Consider the following 21,278-nt stretch of genomic DNA (forward strand, 5'->3'; position numbering starts at 1 on the left):
TCCCTTACCGGTCGCCGCAGATCAGCTGCGGGCGCGTCAGCTGCGGACGCGGCCCTTGAAGCGCGGGGTGCCACGGCCCATCGGCAGCTTCAGCTTGCCGATCGAGGCGATGCGCTCCTCGCCCAGGCGGTCGGCGGCCTTGTAGGTCGGGATGCCGTCGCGGTCGGCGATCTCAAAGATGCGGGTCAGGTTGTGGTAGATCGTCCGCATCATGCGCATCGCGCGCTCGCGGTTGTAGCCGTCGATCTCCAGCGAGACGTTCATCACGCCGCCGGCGTTGACCGCGTAGTCGGGCGCATAGAGGATGCCGCGCTTCTGCACTTCCTCGCCGATCGCGTCGCTGGCCAGCTGGTTGTTGGCCGAGCCGCAGATGATCTTGGCCTTCAGGCGCTGCAGGGTCTCCTCGTTGATCGTGCCGCCCAGGGCGCACGGCGAGTAGACGTCGGCGGGGACGTCGTAGATCTCGTCCAGGCCCACGGCCTCGGCGCCATACTCGGTCACCGCCTTGTCGATCAGGCCCTGGTTGATGTCGGTGACGAAGATCTTCGCGCCGCGCTCCTTGAGCAGCTTCACGAACTCCATGCCGACATGGCCCAGGCCCTGCACGGCGTAGCTGTACTTGCCGACTTCCTCATCACCGAAGCGCTTGTTCAGCGATGCCATCAGGCCCTGCAGGGTGCCGTAGGCGGTGAACGGAGAGGGGTCGCCCGAACCGCCGTGGACCTGGTGCACGCCGGTGACGTACTCGGTCTCGCGGAACACGAACTCCATGTCGTTGACGTCGATGCCGACGTCCTCGGCGGTGATGTAGCGACCGCCCAGGGTCTCCACGAAGTGGCCGAAGGCGCGGAACAGCATCTCCGACTTGTCGGTGGCCGGGTTGCCGATGATCACGGCCTTGCCGCCGCCCAGGTTCAGGCCGGCGACCGCGTTCTTGTAGGTCATGCCGCGGCTCAGGCGCAGGACGTCATTGAGCGCCTCGGCCTCGGACTTGTAGGGCCACATGCGGGTGCCGCCCAGCGCGGGGCCCAGAGTGGTGTTGTGGATGGCGATGATCGCCTTCAGGCCGGCATCCTTGTTGTGGCAAAACACCACCTGCTCGTGGCCGCTGGTGTCGAGGGTTTCAAAAATCATCAAGAGCTCCGGGTCGGCGGTGATTGCGCGGGTGCGCTGGCGCCAAGATTCGTGTAAGTCATTGAATCCGCGTGGATTCGCCAATGCAGGCCGAGTGTTTCCCGGTCGCAGGGGCGCTAGTCTAATCGAATCGCGGCGGCGTCTAATGCTGCGCTGCGGCATTCGCGCATTCAGGAAGTTGGCGTCCTCCGGCGTGACCAAACCCCGGCGCGGGGGCCCAGGGGCGGCACGCTACAATCACGCCAAACCCCTTTGCCCGCACGGATCGAGCGTCATGAGTACTCCTGCAAGCCAGCTTTCCCAGCCCGCCACCGCCAGCAACGCGGTTGCCGCCCGCACGCCGTTGCGCTTCGTCACCGCCGCCAGCCTGTTTGACGGCCACGACGCGGCGATCAACATCATGCGCCGGCTGATCCAGTCGCTCGGCGCGGAGGTCATCCACCTGGGCCACAACCGCTCGGTGGAGGACGTGGTGCGCGCGGCGCTGCAGGAGGACGCCGACGCCATCGCGCTGTCGTCCTACCAGGGCGGCCACGTGGAGTACCTGAAGTACATGGTCGACATGCTCAAGGAGCGTGGCGCGGCGCACATCAAGGTCTTCGCCGGTGGCGGCGGCACCATCACGCCCGAGGAGATCCGCGAGCTGGAAGCCTACGGCGTGGAGCGCATCTACCACCCCAACGACGGCATGAAGATGGGCCTGGTGGAGATGATCGAGGACGTGGTGAAGCGCGCCGAGGACGCCCGCGTGGGCGCCGACGCGCCCGAATCCGCGCCGTCGATCACCGACGAGATCGCGATCGGCAAGATGCTGACCGCAATCGAGGAGGACCAGTTCGACGAGCACGCGCTGGCGACATTACGAAAAGAGTGGCAGCTGGCCGGCAGCCGCACGCCGGTCATCGGCATCACCGGCACCGGCGGGGCGGGCAAGTCCTCGGTCACCGATGAGCTGCTGAACCGCTTCCTGTCCCACTTCCCGGAGATGCGCCTGGCGGTGATCTCGGTCGACCCGACCCGGCGCCGCACCGGTGGCGCGCTGCTGGGCGACCGCATCCGCATGAACTCGCTGCGCTCCAAACGCGTGTACATGCGCTCGATGGCGACTCGCCGCCAGCACGCCGCGACCAACATCGTGCTCAAGGACAGCATCGGTTTCCTGAAGGGGCTGGGCTACGACCTGGTGATCGTGGAGACCGCCGGCATCGGCCAAAGCGACTCGGAGATCGTCGACCTGGTCGATTTTCCGATGTACGTCATGACCAGCGATTTCGGCGCGCCCAGCCAGCTGGAGAAGATCGACATGCTCGACTTCGCCGAACTGGTGGTGCTGAACAAGTACGACAAGCGCGGCGCCGAGGACGCGCTGCGCGATATCCGCAAGCAGTGGAAGCGCAACCGCGTCGCCTTCCAGACCAAAGACGAGGACGTGCCGGTCTACCCGACCATCGCCAGCCAGTTCAACGACCCCGGCATCAGCTGGATGTTCGCCAACCTGTGCCGGCTGATGCGCGAGAAGGTGCTCAACGACGGCGACGGCGAGGAGCCCCGCCAGCTCGCGCCGTCGCATTGCGATTTCCAGCCCGACATCGACACCCGCCTGAAGGAGCCGCGCGCCACGGTGCTGATCCCCGGCCCTCGCGTGCGCTACCTGGCCGAGATCGCCGAGCAGGGCCGCAGCATCAACCGCCAGATCGAGACCCAGGCCGAGATCGCCGACCGCGCGCAGGCCATGTGGCTCGCGCTGAAGGAGCTCGGCGATGACGCCCTGCCCGAGGCGCTGGACCTGTACGGCTCCGCGGCGATCGCGCCCGGCGGTGGCCAGGCCGGGCAGGGCAGCGTCGAAGTCGCCAGCCCGTCGCCCGCCGTGCCCGTGCCGCCGGAAAACGAAGTGCCGGCCGTCGCCGGCGACGCGCAGGCGCCCGACCGCACCCTGCTGACCCTGCGCCAGCGCTACAACGACGCGATCCAGTCGCTGACCGCCGACGCGGTCAAGCTGCTGCGCCAGTGGCCGGAGCGGCTGAAGTCGATCACCGACGAGATCACCGAATACGAGGTGCGCGGCAAGAAGATCCGGGTCGAGAACTACCGCGAATCGCTCAGCCACCAGCTGGTGCCGAAGATCGCCGCGCCGACGTACAAGTCCTGGGGCGAGCTGTTGACCTTCCTGCAGAAGGAGAACCTGCCCGGCCATTACCCCTACACCGGCGGCGTGTACCCGTACCGCCGCACCGGCGAGGACCCGATCCGCATGTTCGCCGGCGAGGGCACACCGGAGCGCACCAATCGGCGCTTCCATTACCTGTCCGTCGGCCAGCCAGCCGCGCGCCTGTCCACCGCGTTCGACTCGGTCACCCTGTATGGCGAGGACCCCGCGCCGCGCCCGGACATCTTCGGCAAGATCGGCAACTCCGGCGTCAACATCGCCTCCCTGGACGACATGAAGAAGCTGTACTCCGGCTTCGACCTGTGCGCACCGACCACCAGCGTGTCGATGACCATCAACGGCCCCGCGCCGATGATCCTGGCGATGTTCATGAACTGCGCCATCGACCAGCAGGTGGAGAAGTACCTGCGCGAGGACGACGCCCGCTGGGCGGAGGCCAGCGCGAAGATCGACGCGATGTTCAAGGACGCCCCGCGCCCGCAATACAGCGGCGAGCTGCCCGAGAGCAACGACGGCCTTGGCCTGGGCCTGCTGGGCGTCAGCGGCGACCAGGTGGTGGACGCGGCGACCTACCAGCGGATCAAGGACTACACCCTCAAGACCGTGCGCGGCACCGTGCAGGCCGACATCCTCAAGGAGGACCAGGCGCAGAACACGTGCATCTTCAGCACCGAGTTCGCGCTGCGGATGATGGGCGACATCCAGCAGTACTTTGTCGACCACGGCGTGCGCAACTTCTACTCGGTGTCGATCTCCGGCTACCACATCGCCGAGGCCGGGGCGAACCCGATCAGCCAGCTCGCCTTCACCCTGAGCAACGGTTTCACCATCGTCGAGTACTACCTGGCGCGCGGCATGGACATCGACGACTTCGCGCCCAACCTGTCGTTCTTCTTCAGCAACGGCATGGACCCGGAGTACACCGTCATCGGCCGCGTTGCCCGCCGCATCTGGGCCCGCGCCATGCGCGAGCGCTACGGCGCGTCCAGCCGCAGCCAGATGATGAAGTACCACATCCAGACCAGCGGCCGGTCCCTGCACGCGCAGGAGATCCAGTTCAACGACATCCGCACCACGCTGCAGGCCATGTACGCCCTGTTCGACAACTGCAACAGCCTGCACACCAACGCCTACGACGAAGCCATCACGACCCCGACCGAGGAAAGCGTGCGCCGCGCGGTCGCGATCCAGATGATCATCAACAAGGAGCTGGGGATCAATTTCAACGAGAACCCCTGGCAGGGCAGCTTTGCCGTGGATTACCTCACCGACATGGTCGAGGAAGCCGTCTACAAGGAGTTCGAAGCGATCAGCGAGCGCGGCGGCGTGCTCGGCGCGATGGACACCATGTACCAGCGCGGCAAGATCCAGGAAGAGTCGATGTACTACGAGCGCAAGAAGCACGACGGCAGCCTGCCGCTGGTCGGCGTCAACACCTTCCTGCCCAAGGAGCACGCCGGCGAAGTCACCACCGAGATCGAACTGATCCGCTCAACCCCGGAGGAGAAGGGCCAGCAGATCGAGAACGTCCGCAACTGGCAGGACAACCGCAACAACCTGGCGCCGCGCGGCGAAACATCGCACAGTCACGAAGTGGGGACCGACGGCGCAGGGGAAGAAGCGCACGACGGACACGGGCTGGGGTATCTGCAGAAGACCGCGCGCGAGCGGAAGAATGTGTTTGAGGCGCTAATCGAGGCGGTGAAGACGCATTCGCTCGGGCAGATCAGCCACGCGTTGTATGACGTGGGTGGGGAGTATCGAAGAAATATGTAAGTATGCGCAGTGCCCAAGTGTGCGCGACGTCTAAAGTTATCGTTGCTCTGCTACCGCTATATTGTGGCACAGTGTCTTGAATCATTTGAAAGTGTCTCATGACGCATCCCGGGGGGGGCAATGATAAAAATTGTGGGTACGCCGGAAGTTTCTGAGTATCGCGCCGCGGAAAAGCTTGGATCACTGATTATGGTGGGGTGGCCTGACATTCACCAATCCGAGCGTGATCACATCACTATAGTCGTAGCAGCAAAATGCTGGGGTTGCTCGGTACAGGATATCGATTTAGTAGTCATAGGGAATTTATCGAAGCCGCGCTCGCTACCGTCGTTCAGAGAGCTCGACGGTAAAAGTATTCTAAGCTTTGTTTGGACAATCGAGCTTAAAGGCCATCCGGCAGACCAAGTGGTCTTCAAGGCCGGCAAGGTTTTTGTTCCCTATGGCCGCTTTATGAAGGATGTCACCGAGCAGGCATTCAGGCAGAAGAACTCACTTCGTGACTTTCTTAAGCGTAATATACGCCGAGAGCCATATTGTACGGATCTTATCTGGCTTGACAACGCGCCAGCTTCTTCGCTACCGAGAATTGAATGTGGAAACGTCCTTGCCGGCGACAGCTCCTGGGAGGATTTTCTGAGCGCTGCGATCGGCAATCAGTACGAATGGTTGAGGAAACCGGGTATCAATCTTGCTCAGGCCTTTAAAGGCAATATTCGTGAACAGTATCTTGCGACTGAGGAGATCTGTGACCTATTTTCTAAGCCACTTCAAGCTACACCACTAGATCGAAAGAGAGTGGAGAGGATAACTCGTCGCGTCATCGACGACCAAGCGTACGCTCAGAAGATGGGGGAGCAACTACTGCTTTTTAGAGGGCGTGGGGGCACCGGGAAGACCATGACTCTAATTCGGCTGGCGATGGATCTGCATACAAACCGGCTGTCACGGGTGCTTCTTCTAACATACAACGTTGCGCTAGTCGCCGACATAAAACGGACGTTCGCGATCATCGGAACCCCACAAGACTCGGATGGACCTGTGATACAGGTTCGCACCGTGCATTCATTTATGCTGGAGCTCATGAAGCAGGCGGGAGTAATCGTGTCTGTAAATGAGGATTCACTGAGTAAATATAATGACAATTTATTTAATTTAGAGGAGCTGCTGGAGGCATTTAGTCAAGAGGATCTTCCCGCGTTCGACCACGTATTTATTGATGAGGCGCAGGACTGGCCGGAGGCGGAGAGAAACATAGTATTTAAAATATTCGGCGCGAAGCGGGTAATTGTTGCCGACGGAGTTGATCAGCTTGTTCGCTCAAAGCGAGTTGCCGATTGGACCGCGCGAGTCGGTAATACTCCCAAGCAGATAGTGCCGCTCCGCAGAAGCCTTCGTCTGAAGAATTCACTTGCAATATTTGCCAATATGCTTGCGGAAGAGCTCGGCTTGCCCGACTGGTCTTTGCAGGCGAATCCTGAATTATCCGGCGGACGAATAACGCTGCTCATTGGTCCGCTTGACTCAGTTTCGGAAAAGCTCCAGCGTTTGGTGACATTATTCGACAGCGATGGAAATCTACCTGTTGACTCTATGATTTGTACTCCCTTCACTTCTAATCTCAGTGCGACGACGCGCCAACTTATTGATTTGGTGCATTCTTGTGGACACCAAGTGTGGGATGGCACTCGCGCCGAGGACCGTCGCTCATTTCCCAATGACACGAGGCAAGTTCGACTCGTAACGTACGAATCCTGTCGCGGCCTAGAAGGATGGAATGTATTCTGTTGTCAGCTCGATAAGCTGTACGACCAGAAGTATCGTGAGGCAGATGATCCTGTAGATTTGCTGTACAGCAAAGAAGAGGTTGCTGAACTCTACGCCGCTAGCTGGATTATGATACCAATGACAAGGGCAATCGATCACCTGATCCTTCATGTAGAAGATCCGACCCATCCGCTTGCAATATCATTAATAGCAGCATCCCGCTCTGTCGGGTCTGATACCGGCATCGAATTGGTTTTTGGAAATTCGGATTTGGCGTAGGATTCGATCCTGGAGAAGGCTTAGGCTCGGCTATAGCTACGGAGTCATTCAATCGGGAAGTATTTTTGATAATCCTTGTCGCTCAAATTTATCTCGTGAATGCTGGAATTGGCGAGATTGGGTTGCATCTTGCCAAAAATGGCCAAAAATGAGATCAGGTCGATCTGGTTCCCGAATAGCGGCGCCAAGGCGCTGCGAGGTTCGCGGTAGGAGTAGTGTCGGTCACTCCGCTCAATAGGTTCCGGCTCAGTCTTTCGCAACGGCGCCAAGGTCACCTGCCAGAGTGAGAAATGAAGTGGCGCAGACGAGATCGGATACGGATGGAATCGATCGCCTCGACGGTGTCAGGTTTGGAACGCACGCCTTACATCAAGCCCTGTGCCCGCTTTGGGATGACTTGCCTGAGCCTTCCAGTGCACGCGAGCTTGCCGTGCGCGGTTTTGCCAATATTGTTCGGCAGCACGCGATGGCGCAATGGGTACTCGTGCAGCGTGAGTTGGACGTATCTGCGACGGCGCTAGTCCGCCCGACATACGAAGCCTTGGTGCGTGTCGTCTGGACGCTGCGTGGCGCCGATGACTCATGGATCGAGGGCTTCTTCAGTCCTACGAAGGATGCGCTTAAATCCCATGCGGAGACCCGAAAGGGCCCTGATGTGGCGGCTATGCTGGCGGTGATTGAGCGCTACCATCCAGCAGAGATCTTCCAACCCCTTCTGTCCTTGAAAGAGCACACGTGGCGGGCCATGCACTCATACGTGCATAGCGGTATTCGACCAGTTGTGCAGAGTTTTGTTGTGTTTCCCGCCGACGAAGCCGCGTCCTTGCTGATCAATGCCAACGGCATGCTGATGCTCGCTACCAACGCTGTTCGCATTGCGCACCGTCTTCGGTCGCCCATGTTGCCGGAACTGCAGAGGCAATACGCAGACTGTCTGCCGAATCCCTGTTGAACAGGTCAGAGTCGGTTTTGCCGGGCTGTGCAGTTCGACTTCTTGATTGCAGTCGTGATGAATACCGACTGGAGCGTCAGGTACGCGGCCAAGATCCCACACGGTGCCCTGGGCTTGCTGGCCAAGTTTCGTAGTCACGTAAACGGCCACATACGTCGAATGACACCCAAGGTGCTGCAGATAGAGGGTGTGGAAGATCTTTCAGACATCCTGAATTAAGTTGCCCGGAACGGGGTCCGGTTGACCGATGAGATGACGGGGCAACGTTCACTAAACTCTGTCCTATGTAAATGACGACTGCGCTACTGCAGCAGGAGTGAGGAGCCATGAGTCAGACTGGAGACGCATCGAGTCGTATCTATTTGATCGGGCCGGACGGTCGGCAGGCAATCGAGCTTGCCTCTTCCAGGTACGAGTGTGAGGCGGACTTTCAGGAGTTGCTCGCGATGCATCCGGCTTTGATCGACGGTCGACAAGTCAACCCTGACAATCCGCGGCGCTGGTTGCTAGTGGCCAAGGAGGCGAGTGTCCCGGACGCCGAGGCTAGTCGGTGGTCGTTGGATCACCTCTTCGTTGATCAGGGGTTCTACCCCGTTTCCACGGACGGTTTGATTAAGGCCTGAAACTCCCGATCACGCCGGGCAACTCTACGGCGCATTCGCGGGTTGTGGAACCGCTCGAAGTAGTCGAACAGATCCGCCCGCGCCTCGTCCCGGGTCCGGTAGTGGGTGCGGTGCACGCGCTCCCGCTTGAGCACCCCAAAGAATCCTTCGCACGCCGCGTTGTCGCCGCAATGGCCGACCGCGCTCATGCTGCAGACCAGGGCGTTGCCGCCCAGAAACTTCTGGTACGTGCCGCTGATGAACTGCCCGCCGCGATCCGAATGCAGGATCACTTCGTTCTCGCCTTCCCGCTGCCACACCGCCATCTGCACGGCCCGCACGACCATGTGCCGGTCCTGGCGATGGTGCATCGACCAGCCCATCACCCGTTTGCAGTACAGGTCCAGCACGACGCACAAGAACAGCTTGCCCTCGATCGTCACGATCTCGGTGATGTCCGTCACCCACTTGGTCTCCGGCTCGACGGCGTCGAAATCGCGTTCCAGCAGATTCTCGACCCCAACCGGTCGACTGCCCGGCTTCTGGCCAAAGCGACGCTTCTTGCGCTGCGGCCAGCCCTGAAGCCCGTTCACCGCCATCAGTCGCGCCACCCGGTTGAGGCTGGCGCTTTCGCCCTCGTCGCCCAGGTCTTCGTGCATGCGCGGCGCGCCGAGAACGCCTCTGCTGTCCTCATGCATCTCCCGGATACGCACCAGCAAACGCGCATTGTCCTGCGCCCGCGGTCCGGGCTTGCGCCCGGACCAGGCGTAGAAGCCGCTGGTCGACACTTCAAGGCAACGGCACATCATCCCGACGGGATAGTCGCTGCGGCAGTACTCAATCACCGCGTACCGTTCGGTGACTGCTTCGCGAAGTACGCCGCCGCGTCTTTTAAAAAATCACGCTCCTTGGTCACCCGCGTCAGCTCGCGCTTGAGGCGGGCGAGCTCCTCGTCGCGCGGGGTTCCACCGCCAGGAAAGGCTTTGGTTCCTCCGGCATCGGCCTCCCGCACCCAGCGGGTCAGCAGGGCCGGGCCGACCCCGACCTCCAGGGCGATCTTTCGGCAGCTCGAATTCGACCGCCGGACCAGCTCGACGAGCTCGTGCTTGTACTCAGGGCTGTAACGCTTGCGCTTGGACATGGACACTCCTCTGATCCAGTATGGATCTTAGTGAAAGTGTCCGCAGAATCGGGGTAGAACCCCAGGATGCTGTCGTCACCCTGGTGGAGGTGAAGCGCAAGTCCGACACTCGACTGCGACGTGAGGTGGTCGGTCAGATGCTGGATTACGCAGCCAACGGCTCATTGCGCTGGACCGCCGGCTTTCTGCAAGAGGCATTTGCGGCAACCTGCGAAAAGGCTGGTGCTGATCCGACACGGTCACTCGAACAATTCCTGGAGGATGACGGTCGGGATGAATCCTTCTGGCAGAGCGCGGAGTCGAACCTGCGGGCTGGGCGTATGCGCCTGCTTTTCGTGGCCGACGAGATTCCCGCAGAGTTGTTGCGAATAGTTGAGTTCCTGAATGAGCGCATGGCACCGACCGAGGTGCTCGCGCTAGAGTTGCGCTACTTCACGGGCAGTGGCTACAGCACCCATGTTCCAAGGATCTTGGGACGTACGCTCGCCGCAGTCGCCCAGAAGGAAGGTTCAGCACGATCGAACGCACGTCGTGCCTGGGATCGGGAAAGCTTTCTACTTGACTTGGCAGAGCGTACAGATTGGGAAGTGGCCCGAGCGATCGCCGCATTCCTGTCTGAGTGTGAAAGAAATTTCGACATTACGTGGGGGACTGGTGCTCAGACAGGGTCTTTCACACCGCGCCGTCCGATGATATCGGCACGTGGTCCCATCTCTGTCTACTCAGACGGACGGCTGGATATCAAGTCGTCTTGGTTGAATGATAGTCCCGCCGCAATCGAATGGAGAGAACGGATCAAGCCGAGGTTGGAGTCGCTGGACTGGCGGCAGGCTATCAGCAGCGAGAAAGAAGTTACGCTCACGGTTCCTGCTGCAGAGTGGCTCCCGAAGGCGACGGAGCTTCTGGCGGCGATCGTCGATTGAAGGCAATCTTTACGCAGCGCTTCCGCGCCGGACTTCACCTGCCGTTCAAGCGGTTCATTTCAGTCCAGCGATAGAGGAAACCGTTGCGCCAGTGCTGTGGCGATGAGTTGGCGTGTGGTGGCGTCCAGGCGAGGCAGGTCTACGGCCATGAAATTGGCACCATCCCCCATCGGGCTGAAAACTTTCACTGGCGCGGATCGCCACACGTCTTCGTGACTGGTGACAAACCACCCAGGCAGGGCGACGGCGGGCGTCACCTTTACCTCCCTGTCAAGCGCTTCGCGAAGGTAACGCTGAAGCCACTTTGCTTGCTGTTGCGCCTGACCTAGCGGTTTGCTTGTACAGAAGTCCGGAAATTGGAGCGATTCGCCGTCATAGTGAACCTGGTGGTCCGTACGCTCGGACGTCGGATTCCTCGGCTTGCGGAACGACTTGGTCTCCACAGCGTAGACGCCGCGTGGCGAGATCACCACGTGATCAATGTTGAAGTTCTCGGCCGGAAGATCGTGCATGACGATGCACCCCTTCCCGGTTAGTCGGTTGAGTTGCATGCCTGTTACCCGTTCCGCGAGAAGGCCGTCGCGAGCTCGGTCACGCTTATGCAGGTGCTTGGCGTAGTCCCACAGCCCGTAGGCGAACATTCCCGCGGCAGCGACCGTATACATCCATTCCAGGAATCCCCACTGCAAGGTGTGCCATTGGATATGGCTGCCCGACCAGCCCATGAACATGAGTGGCAGCGCCATGTAGGTGATCATGATCGAGGTGATCATCTCTGTTTCATGATCGGATATGCGATCAACCAGTTGCTGTCCCGGAACGTGTCCGATCTGTCGTGCGGCCAGCGGGGATCTTCGCTCCCGCCGCTTTTTGAGCACGCGATAGCCAATTGCGAGGCTTAAGCCGAGGAAGGCCGACAAAAAGAATGGGACGTACCCGAGGAATTTCGACCATGCCACTATTTAGTTCTCCTGAAACACGCGGGGAGCGAGTCGGCCATTAGACGTCCTACGCCACCGCTGCGGCAAATCGCGCGTACAGGTCGCCAGGTAGCGGGTGTGAGAGTCGCCACGTGATGGCCATTGGCCTTTCGCCCTCATGCGAGACGTAGGTGGCCGGACCAATCAGCCAGAACGCGCGGTCGTCCGTGGTGAGGCGAGCAAACTGAAGCACTGTGCTTCCCATCGCTCCGTGACGTTGGTAGCGCTGACCGGTATCACTTTCGGGGTGGGTACCGGACTGACTTTCCCAATGAATCAGATCAGGGCTGATCGCGTAATCCCGATATCTGGTGGTAGGTGAGAAGTGACCGCTCGTCTTGTCGAGAGTGAACGCGAGCAAGTCCACCTTCGCCTCTGGCAATGCGCGCACACCTTCGCGCCACACCGGCACCTTCAGCGTCACGCCATCACCGAACGCAGCGAGGATCTCTCGCCGGGTATAACGCGCATGGACGAGCAATGGGCTAGCGGGATGGCTTTCAAGCGTGGCTTGCACGTGGTCAATGCGCTGCGAGATGACCTCCATCAACTGATCGAGTTCGGCGAGCACTTGGGGGTGTTCCCAGATCAACGATGCTGCGCCGATCAGCGTTTCATCGACTTCAACAGGCGCCGTCTCGGTGAGCACCGTTGCCAACATGTGAAACAGTCGACGGGTATATAGGTCCATCTCGTCTAGCGCCGGCGGGTCAGCTGCTTGGGCCCAACCGCGGTAGTGCGCGATGCGTACGTGGTCGTCGAGATGGAGCAGCCGCCCTAACGCTCGCCGCAGCACTCGCTCGTACGGCCCTTCTGGCAACGTCGGCAATCCGCCCGCCTCTAGCAAGTCCGACCAGCAATGAGAGTCGGAATAAACCTCCTCCAGCTCAAGCCCTGATTTCTCCAGGAAGCGTTGGAGCGTGAGGTCCGAGGTATTCTCTGCCACGCGTGTCAGCTCGCGCGCCTTGGCGGGCCACGTTGACGGTAGGCTCTGCCGAATGTTCTCCAACACGCCGTCTTTGGCCACCGCATCGAGTTGCATGTGACACCCGCTGGGAAGAAACGGGAAGCCACTCGCGACCTGCTTCTCGAGTAGTTTGCGAGTGCCGCCGAGCAAAGCGCCCAACCGCCGGTGAAACTTGAACTCCTTTCGATGTCGGCCAACGAAGTCGAGGACAGTGCACACGGATTTGTCGGTGGTCCGGCGCAGTCCACGTCCGAGCTGTTGCAGAAATACGGTCGGGCTGTCGGTCGGCCGCAAAAGCAAAAGTGTGTCGACCGACGGAACATCAACGCCCTCGTTGAAAAGATCGACGGAAAACACGATACGCAGCTCACCCGCGGCGAGCGCTTGTAACGCGTTTCGGCGTTGATCTTCCGGTGTGTCTGCCCACACTGCCACGGCCGCGACCCCGGCAGCATTGAACTGCTCCGCCATAAATTGCGCATGCGCGACGGAAACGCAAAAACCGAGAGCGCGCATTGAATCGGGGTTGGGCGCGGTCTTTATCGTGTTGGCGATGATCAGACGGGCGAGCACGTGATCGCCTGTAATCAGGCTGCTTAGCTCTTGAGGGTCGTAGCCATGACCGCGTCGCCAGCTCACGCCTCGGTAGTCAAGGCCGTCGCTGATCCCGTAGTAGGCGAAGGGGCATAGTCGGTGTTGGTCGATGGCATCCCACAAGCGCAGTTCGGCGGCGATTCGGTCGTCGAACCAATGCAGGATCGGCTCCTCGTCGCCGCGTTCTGGCGTCGCGGTGAGACCCAATAGCTCGATAGGACAGAGATGATCGAGGAGGGCCGTGTACGTCGGCGCCGCGGCATGATGGAATTCGTCGATGATCACCACGTCGAAGTGATCGGGCTGGATATTGCTGAGCCCAACGGCGCTAAGACTTTGCACCGAGGCGAACACGTGCTCGAAGTGGGTCGGACGGTTGCCTCCTACCCACAGCTCGCCGAACGCCGCATCTCTCAGCGCGTGGCGAAAGGTCGCCAGACTCTGCTCGAGGATTTCCCTGCGATGGGCAATGAAAAGCAGGCGTGCTCGCGGTAACCGATCCTTTAGCCGCTTGTAGTCGAGCGCGGCCATGACGGTCTTGCCGGTTCCAGTGGCTGAGACCAATAGATTGCGATGGCGGCCTTGCAGCCGAGCCAGCTCAATTTGCTCAAGCAGTCGAGACTGGAAGGGCTCCGGGCGTATCTCCACCGGGCTGAGGTAGATGCGCGGGCCGCTCGTGGCTGCCTGTGTCAACTCTCGATACTCGTCCTCATCGAACGGTCGGAAGTCTTCATTATTCCAATAGCTCTCGAATACGGCCGAGAATTTGTCGATCACGTCCGGATTGCGAGCACCTGACACGCGAACGTTCCACTCCAGCCCCGTGATCTGTGCCGAAAAGGTCAAATTGGAGGATCCGATATAAGCCGTGGAGTAGCCCGAAGCGCGGTGGAATAGCCACGCCTTGGCATGCAGCCGAGTGCTGGTCGTGTCATACGAAACGCGGATGTCTGCGCCAAGGTCACGCAGTGCTTGCAGAGCGCTTAGCTCAGTCGAATTGGTGTACGTCGTGGTCAGGAGTCGTAAAGGCCGAGTGGCGTCTTTGTGCCGTCGGAGGAGGTCCAGCAGCGGCTGGATGCCTGATCGCCGTACGAAGGCCATCAGGATGTCAATGCGGTCAGCTGATGGGATCTCGGATTGAAGCTGGAATCCGATTCGCGGCTCGCCGGGTGCGTTCGTCAGGAGTGTGGTGTCCAGCAGCGGGGTGGCCGGCAGTGGCAAGGGCTCCGGTGTCCCATCGAGGCGTAGCGCGGCAATCGCCTGCAGCATGTCGCCTGCGGGGGAGGGCGCATCAGTCATGTCTGCACCTTTGCCTACATTGTTGAGCAGACCGACGATTTGCCGAGCCAGTTCCAGGCCGACCTCAGTGCGCTGTTTACCGGTCAGCCCCGCGACCACGCGTCGTACGAGCGTTCCTAGATGAAGTGCAATCCGGTCGGCCGCCTCTTCGTCGTGCAGCTGCGCCCGTACGGCCTGACGCTTCGCGTCAAGCGCTTCAAGCTGCGCTTCCAATGCGTTGGTAACGAGTCGCTCGTAGAGACCGCGCTGTAGTTCTGTCATCGCGCCAGGCTAGCACCGGTGACACGATTCGAGTTCTTCCGAAAGAGTAGCCCGCTATCGCAACCCGCAGGAAGATCCAAGAGGGCACGGCTAACCGTCTCCGCCGCATCCTATCCAACGAGCCCGTGCACTACGTCAGGACACTACAAGCCACCGCCTTTGATGGGATAATTCGTGCCGCTGCAACTCTATGCGGCTTAATCAGGGGGGAGAGTTTGATGAGTGCTCAGGTAGGAGCGGCGTCATCTGCAGCGGCAGAGTCGCGTGGAGTGATGACCGGCGTTGTGGGATTCCTCGAATCGCTTATCGGACTGGCGATGATCGGCCTGGTTGTCTCAGGAATTATTGCGCTTACGCTCACATGGCGCACGAGCAACGTGGAGTTCTTGGGGGCTGGCGAGCTGCAAGTAACGCAGTCGACCTGGTGGGGGATTAGAGAAGAGGTTAAGGTTTTCCAGGCCTCCGGCGTGGACGGGTGGACCATCAAGCGCGATAACGGTGACCGCGTCCCACTTCGCACTCAGGGAATCCTGCTTCGCAATTGAAGGGATCGTCTAAATCGTTGGCGCTGGACCGCACACCTCAGCGCGAAATCTCGAACACTGCCGACACCCGCTCCGAGAAGTCGATGGTCGGCTGCAGATAGCGCCCGCTCTCCAAGCGCGATCCGGTGATCTGGATGCTGTCCAGCGTTGTGTTCCCGTACCCGTGCGCCTGCGCTGAATTGACGCTGTTGATGCTGTAAACGGCTCCCAGCGTTCCGCCGAACGCCCTCGCCAGCCCGTCGCCGCGCTCCGTGGCTTCGGCCACCGCGCGGGCTCGCGCTTCTTCACGCAAGCTTGCCTCCTTGCTGGATTTGAAGCTGACGTTCGAGATCTCCGTGAACCCCGCCGCCAGTGCCGCGTCCATGTAGGCGCCCAGTTGGTCGAGATCGTTGAGCCTGACTTTCACTTCGCGAGTGGCGACGTGGGCTACCGGCAGGGGACGGTCGTTGTCGTCGTAGTCGATGTTCTCTCGAAGCGCGAGATCTGAAGCACTGATCTCATCCGTCGCCAGGTTGAATCCCGGAGCTGCCTTCAGGAGTGCATCCACCGCTCGATCGACCGCGCGTTTGGCCTCGCCCGGGCTGGCGGCGCGATGCCGCGCCACCATGGTGACGATCGCCGCGTCCGGGGCCACGCTGACCTTGCCTTCGCCATTCACGACAACCCGCTTCCAGGTCGCCTTTGACGTGGCCACTGCGGCAGAGCCGGAGAAGCTCAACCGACAGCTGGAAAGCGCCGCACGCTTCATCAACATGCACGTGGCCGCAGGCGTGCCGAAAGAAAATCTGAAGCTCGCCATGGTCGTTCACGGCGGTGCGGCCATTGATCTGACGAGCGACGCGAAGTTCGGCAGCGTCAATCCCAATGCCGGCCTGATCGCGGCACTCCAAGAGGCCGGCGTCAGCATCCAGCTATGCGGCCAGACCGCTGTCGCCCGCGACATCCGCGCGGACGACCTGCTGCCGGGCGTCACCGTGGCACTCTCGGCGATGACTGCGCATGCTCAGCTGCAGCAAGCCGGCTATACGCTCAATCCATTCTGAGTTGGGCTCAGAAACGGGCGGGGACAGGGTCGTCGTGCCTTTGTAACCGCCGGGTTGCTATGTTCGGCGCGTCCACCCTCCGCTGGAGCCGCCCATGAACCGCCTGACTGCCAAGGATTTCGCGCCTGAACTGCTGGAGCTGTATGACGGCTACGTGCATGGCCGCATCGACCGGCGTCAGTTCCTCCAGAGTGCGGCAGGATTCGCGGTGGCCGGGATGTCGGCCACGACTATCCTCGCCTCGCTGAGTCCCAATTACGCGATGGCCACCCAGGTGGAATTCACCGACCCGGACATCGTCGCCGAGTACATCCGCTACCCCTCGCCGCGGGGCCACGGCCAGGTGCGTGGCTATCTGGTCAAGCCTTCCAACGCCAAGGGCGCGCTACCGGGCGTGGTGGTGGTGCACGAAAACCGCGGCCTGAACCCGTACATCGAAGACGTGGCCCGACGGGTGGCCAAGGCGGGCTACATCGCTCTGGCGCCGGACGGGCTGAGTTCGGTCGGTGGCTACCCGGGCAACGACGAGAAGGGCCGCGAGCTGCAGGCCAAGGTGGATCCGACCAGGCTGATGAACGACTTCTTTGCCGCCATCGAATACCTGCTGGCGGATGGACGCACCACCGGCAAGGTGGGCATTACCGGGTTCTGCTACGGCGGCGGCGTGGCCAATGCGGCCGCCGTGGCCTACCCGGAGTTGGCCGCAGCGGTGCCGTTTTACGGGCGCCAGCCGCGCGCGGAAGAAGTGCCGTCGATCAAGGCGCCGCTGTTGCTGCATTACGCGGAAAACGATGAGCGGGTCAACGCGGGCTGGCCCGCCTACGAGGCCGCACTGAAGGCCAATCGCAAGACCTACGAAGCCTACGTCTACCCAGGCACCCACCATGGCTTCCACAACGATTCGACGCCGCGCTATGACGAGGCCGCGGCCACGTTGGCCTGGGAGAGGACGCTGGGCTGGTTCGAGAAATATCTGGCGTAAGGCGGACCGTCCTCGTGGAAATGGTGGAGATGCTGCGCGCGCAGACGGCCCGCGCCCGGGCTTACATCACCGCCAACGCCGCGTTGGTGAAGTGCCCCGGGTACTCGTCGCGGATCTCCAGCTTGCGTTCGATCGAGCCGATGATTTTCGCGGCGAAGTTCACGCCAGCCATCTCGCTGCAGCTGAACAGGTTGCCGGGGGAGAAGACGTTCACCTCCAGGATGGTGTCGCCGATGATGTCGATGCCCACCAGGAACATGCCGTCGGCCTGCAGCTTGGGGCGGATCAGCTCGGCCAGGCGCAGTTCGCGGTCGGTGATCTTGACCGCCTTGGCGGTGCCGCCGGCGTGGATGTTGCTGCGTACATCGTCCTCGGCGCCCACCCGCCGCATCGCCGCGTACTTGCCGTCGATCTGCAGCGGGTAGCCGTTCATCATGAACATGCGGATGTCGCCCTTGTCGGCTTCGGGCACCACGGTCTGGGCAATGATGTAGCCGTCGCGCTCGATCGCCTCGACCATCTGGTTGAGGTTGCCGGCGGACTTGGCATCGAGCACGAACACGCCTTGGCCGCCGGAGCCCTGCAGGGGCTTGAGCACCACCTTGCCGCCGTTGGCCTTGGCGAAGGCCTTGATGTCGTTGGTGTTGCGGCAGATCAGGGTCTTGGCGCGGACCTCGCGGGGGAACGACTGGAAGTACAGCTTGTTGATCGCCTGCGTCAGCGTGTCCGGGTCATTGAGCACCAGCACGCCGGCATGGGCGGCGCGCTGGCCGAACTGGATGCCGATCTTTTCCGCCCACGGGCGATCCACCGCGTCGTTGGACGGGTCGCTGCGCATCATCAGCACGTCGAGCTCGTCGATGTTGATCAGGGTGCTCTTCTTGCCGGCACTCTTGAGCGCCTTGAAGAACTCCTCGCGGCTGCGCGTCTTGCCCTTGCCGGCCGGGATCCTGCGCGCGTGCACCTGCAGGGTGTCTTCCGGGCTGAGGACGAAATCGCCGGGGGTGATGTAGCAGACCTCGTGGCCGCGGCGCGAGGCCTCGTGCGCCAGCACGGTGGTGGTGTAGCGCGGGTATTCGTCTTCGATCGAGTTTACGTAGAAGGCAATCAGCACGGGGAGGGTTCCTTTAGCAGGTCAATGAAAGAGTGTCCTTCGCGCAGGCGGGCCAATCGGGCCTGGGCATCGGGGCGGTCGAGGAATTCGGGGGTGACCACTGGCGGGCGCAACATGCCGCGCGCCTCCAGTTCCTCCACCACCGGCACATGGTGTTCGGCGATCTTCCCGTACCACAGCGGGTCCAGGGACAGGCCATCGGCGACGCGTCGCAACACCTGCCGGAAGCCCCGCAGGTAGATCGCGTCCTTGGTCAGGCCGCCGGAGCGGAAGATGCGCGCGACGATGTTGAAGGCGCCCCGGCTGGAGAAACCGTGCTCGACCTGCAGCAGGCGATGGCAGGCAATGAAGTCGGCGCCTTCGAGCATCGCGTGAACCACCAGCACGCGGGCGGCGAGCAGCCGCAGACGCGCCACGGTCAGGCCGCCGACGATGAACTCGGCAAACACGCCCAGCCCTTCCTGCAGACCTTCGTAGCCGGCCAGCCCGGCGCCGAAAATGCCCAGCCCCTGCTGGCTGCCGTTGATGTAGGTGAGCACATGCACGCTGATCTCATGCTGCAGCAGGGGGTCCACCCGCGCGCTCGGGACGCGGGTGGCGGTGGAGATCAGCAGCGAACGCCCGGACACCATCAGCCCGGGACCGGTGTCCGCGCGCAGGCAGGTCTCCGCGATGGCGAAAGCCGGGGTGCGCCGGGTGTAGCGCGCGAGGATCCGCTCGGCGGCGGCCTGGACGCCTTCGGCATCGACGTAATCCCGGCTGCCCTCGCTGCCGGGCGCGAACGCCTCCAGCAGCCTGTTGGCCACCTCCAGCAGTTCCGGCTCCACACCGCCGTACTGGATCAGCGACACATGGCGGAAAGCGGGGGTGTTGCGCCGTTGCAGCATCATCAGCTGCTGGTCCAGCTCCAGCCGCTTCTCGTTGAACAGCTCCTCGATCACCGGGTCCTCGACCGCGCGCAGGTCGATGTCGTACAGGCGACGCTTGACGACATCGGGGCTGATCGGCAACGGACGGTAGTGGAAGTCCGGCGACGTGCTCCGCTTGCCCGCCTCGAAGGCCTCGAACGCTTCCACGGTGTTGATCGGCGAGATGCCGAGCAGGAAGTCGAACGAGGCACTGATGTTGGCCAGCGCCTCGTCGGCACGCTTTGCCGCTTTGACGAAGCGCCGGCGACCAAGCGAGCGGTGGTGCGGGCGTGGTGTGTCCGCGTCGTCCTCGTGCTCGGCCAGCTCGATGAAGTGCGCGGCCGCCTGCAGCAGGGCATCGTGGATAGCGCTCTCGACCTGGTGGTAGATCTGCGGATAGATGCGACGCGGGTCGCCGGGAATGCGGTGGATCTGCGGGATGCCCAGCGACAGCACGGAAATCCCGTCCCGTCCGTCCAGCGCCTCCGCCAGCGCGGGCGGCAAGGGCGGCAGGGGCTGCGTGCGAAACTGGGGCACGCGCAGGTCGATTTCCAGCTCCGACAGCGCGGAATGCATCGTGTCGACGACGTCCTGCGCGGCGGGATCCGCGCTGGCGGCAAGCACGAACTCGAACGGTTCCAGCCGCGGGCTTTCCTCGTGCAGGCTCAGATCGCGCGGCAGGTCGTGCAGCGCGATCACCAGGAATTTGGGATAGGCATCGGCGAGATGGTCCAGCAGCAGGGTCACTTCCGCGGCTGCGCCGGCCACCGCCAGTTCGCCGCCGGCCTGGGGCCAGATCACGCTGGCCGCGCTGATCGAGGCGACGCGTCGGGCCAGGCTGAAGGGCTCATCCGGATGCCCGGCCAGGATCAGGAAGGGCAGCGGGCGGTCGATGTGCACCCTCCCGCCGCCATCCAACTTGCGGCGATGGGCGTGCTCGCCACCCAGGTCCGGTGAGGGCGGCTGCTGCACCGGCTCGTTGTCGGTCAAGCCGCACCCGCCAGCAAGGCGCGCGCCTGCGCGGCGGTGTGGTTGATGAACGCACGCATCGCCGCGAGCTCGTCCGGATAGGGGCGGCCGGTCCACTCGTCCATGTAGAACTTCTTGAATTCCAGCGCGATCGCGCAGCCGGTCTCCGGGTAGCGTTCGTGGACGAAGCGCGTCAGTTCACCCTTGCCCTGGAAGGCGATGTTCTCGCGCACGTCCAGCCGGCGCTGGTTGAAGTCGAAACTGCCCATGGACTGCATCAGCGGGTCGAGCAGGAACGCCCAGCGGTCGCGCGGCATCGAGAAGGTGCCGATGTTCACGTCCGGCGCATCCTCCTGCGCCGTCGGTGGTGCGTCGGCGCCGTCGCGGCGGTGGTTGTAGCTGTGCACGTCCAGCAGCACGAAGCGCCCGTGGCGGGCGACCACGCTGTCCAGCAGCTCGCCCATCATCCGGTAGAAGCCGCGGTGGTACTCCTGCAGGTCGCGCAGCAGCTCACCCTCGGGCGGTGTCTGCCAGACCTTCAGCCCCCAGGACTGGCTCGGGTCCAGGTACACGGCCTGGTCGAGGCCGCGGTTGAGGTCGGCCTCGAAGCGTGACCGCATCGCAATGACGTGGGTCGGGATGTCGACGATCGCCTGCCCGGTGTGTGGGTCTTCCTCGCGGAGGCGGCCAGCCTCGTCGAGCGCCATCGCTGCGGCGGCCTGCGCGCCGAGCCTGTGGCCGTCGTGGATCGCGGTGGCAATGATGGGATCGTCGCCGCGTTGGACGATCCACCAGGGCGGGGAAGGTTGGTCGAATATTTCCATGGACGCACCTTGGCCGACGCCGCGTAGCCAACGCGTGTATGGAGGACTGGGATC

Annotated in this window: 16 protein-coding genes; 7 read left to right on the top strand and 9 right to left on the bottom strand. The window is 62.1% G+C overall.

Translation table 11 applies throughout. The features are described 5' to 3' along the window. Positions 1-36 precede the first annotated feature (36 nt). On the bottom strand, positions 37-1,134 hold the full coding sequence (locus tag INQ42_RS05395; protein WP_194035471.1) for a Glu/Leu/Phe/Val dehydrogenase: 1,098 nt from the start codon (positions 1,132-1,134) through the stop codon (positions 37-39). 274 nt (positions 1,135-1,408) lie between these two features. Between INQ42_RS05395 and INQ42_RS05400 the strand changes: the two genes are divergently transcribed. After that, positions 1,409-5,077 (top strand): methylmalonyl-CoA mutase family protein, encoded by a 3,669-nt coding sequence (locus INQ42_RS05400; protein ID WP_194035472.1) that lies wholly within the window; start codon positions 1,409-1,411, stop codon positions 5,075-5,077. A gap of 120 nt (positions 5,078-5,197) precedes the next feature. Beyond that, positions 5,198-7,120, top strand: coding sequence for a DEAD/DEAH box helicase (locus tag INQ42_RS05405; protein WP_194035473.1), 1,923 nt, complete (start codon positions 5,198-5,200; stop codon positions 7,118-7,120). Positions 7,121-7,164: 44 nt separating this feature from the next. Here the strand turns inward: INQ42_RS05405 and INQ42_RS05410 are convergent, their stop codons facing one another. Further along, positions 7,165-7,380: a hypothetical protein gene (locus INQ42_RS05410; protein ID WP_194035474.1), complete on the bottom strand. Its 216-nt coding sequence runs from the start codon at positions 7,378-7,380 to the stop codon at positions 7,165-7,167. A gap of 23 nt (positions 7,381-7,403) precedes the next feature. Between INQ42_RS05410 and INQ42_RS05415 the strand changes: the two genes are divergently transcribed. Continuing rightward, a complete protein-coding gene (locus INQ42_RS05415; protein ID WP_194035475.1) occupies positions 7,404-8,072 on the top strand; it encodes a DUF6988 family protein in 669 nt (222 codons plus the stop codon). Positions 8,073-8,658: 586 nt separating this feature from the next. On the opposite strand, the gene INQ42_RS05420 is transcribed toward INQ42_RS05415, so the two are convergent. Continuing rightward, positions 8,659-9,815, bottom strand: a protein-coding gene (locus INQ42_RS05420) for an IS3 family transposase (RefSeq protein WP_194034336.1) whose coding sequence is annotated in 2 segments (ribosomal slippage) — positions 8,659-9,566 and positions 9,566-9,815 — 1,158 coding nt in all. Because the reading frame shifts where the segments join, the coding sequence is not laid out codon by codon here. Positions 9,816-9,835: 20 nt separating this feature from the next. Here INQ42_RS05420 and INQ42_RS05425 point away from each other — a divergent pair. Next, a complete protein-coding gene (locus INQ42_RS05425) occupies positions 9,836-10,738 on the top strand; it encodes a hypothetical protein (protein ID WP_194035476.1) in 903 nt (300 codons plus the stop codon). 59 nt (positions 10,739-10,797) lie between these two features. Here INQ42_RS05425 and INQ42_RS05430 read toward each other — a convergent pair whose 3' ends face one another. Both INQ42_RS05430 and INQ42_RS05435 read right to left on the bottom strand, forming a co-directional pair. Further along, positions 10,798-11,697: a nuclease-related domain-containing protein gene (locus tag INQ42_RS05430; protein ID WP_194035477.1), complete on the bottom strand. Its 900-nt coding sequence runs from the start codon at positions 11,695-11,697 to the stop codon at positions 10,798-10,800. Positions 11,698-11,746: 49 nt separating this feature from the next. Then, positions 11,747-14,839: a DUF3427 domain-containing protein gene (locus tag INQ42_RS05435; RefSeq protein WP_194035478.1), complete on the bottom strand. Its 3,093-nt coding sequence runs from the start codon at positions 14,837-14,839 to the stop codon at positions 11,747-11,749. A gap of 218 nt (positions 14,840-15,057) precedes the next feature. Between INQ42_RS05435 and INQ42_RS05440 the strand changes: the two genes are divergently transcribed. Further along, complete coding sequence (locus INQ42_RS05440) at positions 15,058-15,384, top strand: hypothetical protein (RefSeq protein WP_194035479.1); 327 nt, start codon at positions 15,058-15,060, stop codon at positions 15,382-15,384. A 37-nt stretch (positions 15,385-15,421) separates the two neighbouring features. On the opposite strand, the gene INQ42_RS05445 is transcribed toward INQ42_RS05440, so the two are convergent. Next, entirely contained in the window at positions 15,422-16,018 is a 597-nt protein-coding gene (locus tag INQ42_RS05445) for an SIMPL domain-containing protein (RefSeq protein WP_194035480.1), read from the bottom strand. Here INQ42_RS05445 and INQ42_RS05450 point away from each other — a divergent pair. Further along, entirely contained in the window at positions 15,990-16,427 is a 438-nt protein-coding gene (locus INQ42_RS05450) for a DsrE family protein (RefSeq protein WP_194035481.1), read from the top strand. The two genes, INQ42_RS05445 and INQ42_RS05450, sit on opposite strands and share 29 nt — an antisense overlap. A gap of 94 nt (positions 16,428-16,521) precedes the next feature. Next, complete coding sequence (gene yghX, locus INQ42_RS05455) at positions 16,522-17,409, top strand: YghX family hydrolase (RefSeq protein WP_194035482.1); 888 nt, start codon at positions 16,522-16,524, stop codon at positions 17,407-17,409. 61 nt (positions 17,410-17,470) lie between these two features. On the opposite strand, the gene INQ42_RS05460 is transcribed toward yghX, so the two are convergent. From INQ42_RS05460 to INQ42_RS05470, 3 genes are read right to left on the bottom strand one after another with little or no spacing between them, the layout of a single operon-like run. Next, a complete protein-coding gene (locus INQ42_RS05460; RefSeq protein ID WP_194035483.1) occupies positions 17,471-18,523 on the bottom strand; it encodes a glutathione synthetase in 1,053 nt (350 codons plus the stop codon). After that, complete coding sequence (locus tag INQ42_RS05465; RefSeq protein WP_194035484.1) at positions 18,517-20,421, bottom strand: flavohemoglobin expression-modulating QEGLA motif protein; 1,905 nt, start codon at positions 20,419-20,421, stop codon at positions 18,517-18,519. Before INQ42_RS05465 ends, INQ42_RS05460 begins: the two co-directional genes overlap by 7 nt. Further along, positions 20,418-21,224, bottom strand: a complete 807-nt coding sequence (locus INQ42_RS05470; RefSeq protein WP_194035485.1) for an N-formylglutamate amidohydrolase — start codon at positions 21,222-21,224, stop codon at positions 20,418-20,420. Before INQ42_RS05470 ends, INQ42_RS05465 begins: the two co-directional genes overlap by 4 nt. Positions 21,225-21,278: the final 54 nt, after the last annotated feature.

It is taken from the genome of Lysobacter avium (assembly GCF_015209745.1).
Lineage (GTDB): Bacteria > Pseudomonadota > Gammaproteobacteria > Xanthomonadales > Xanthomonadaceae > Novilysobacter > Novilysobacter avium.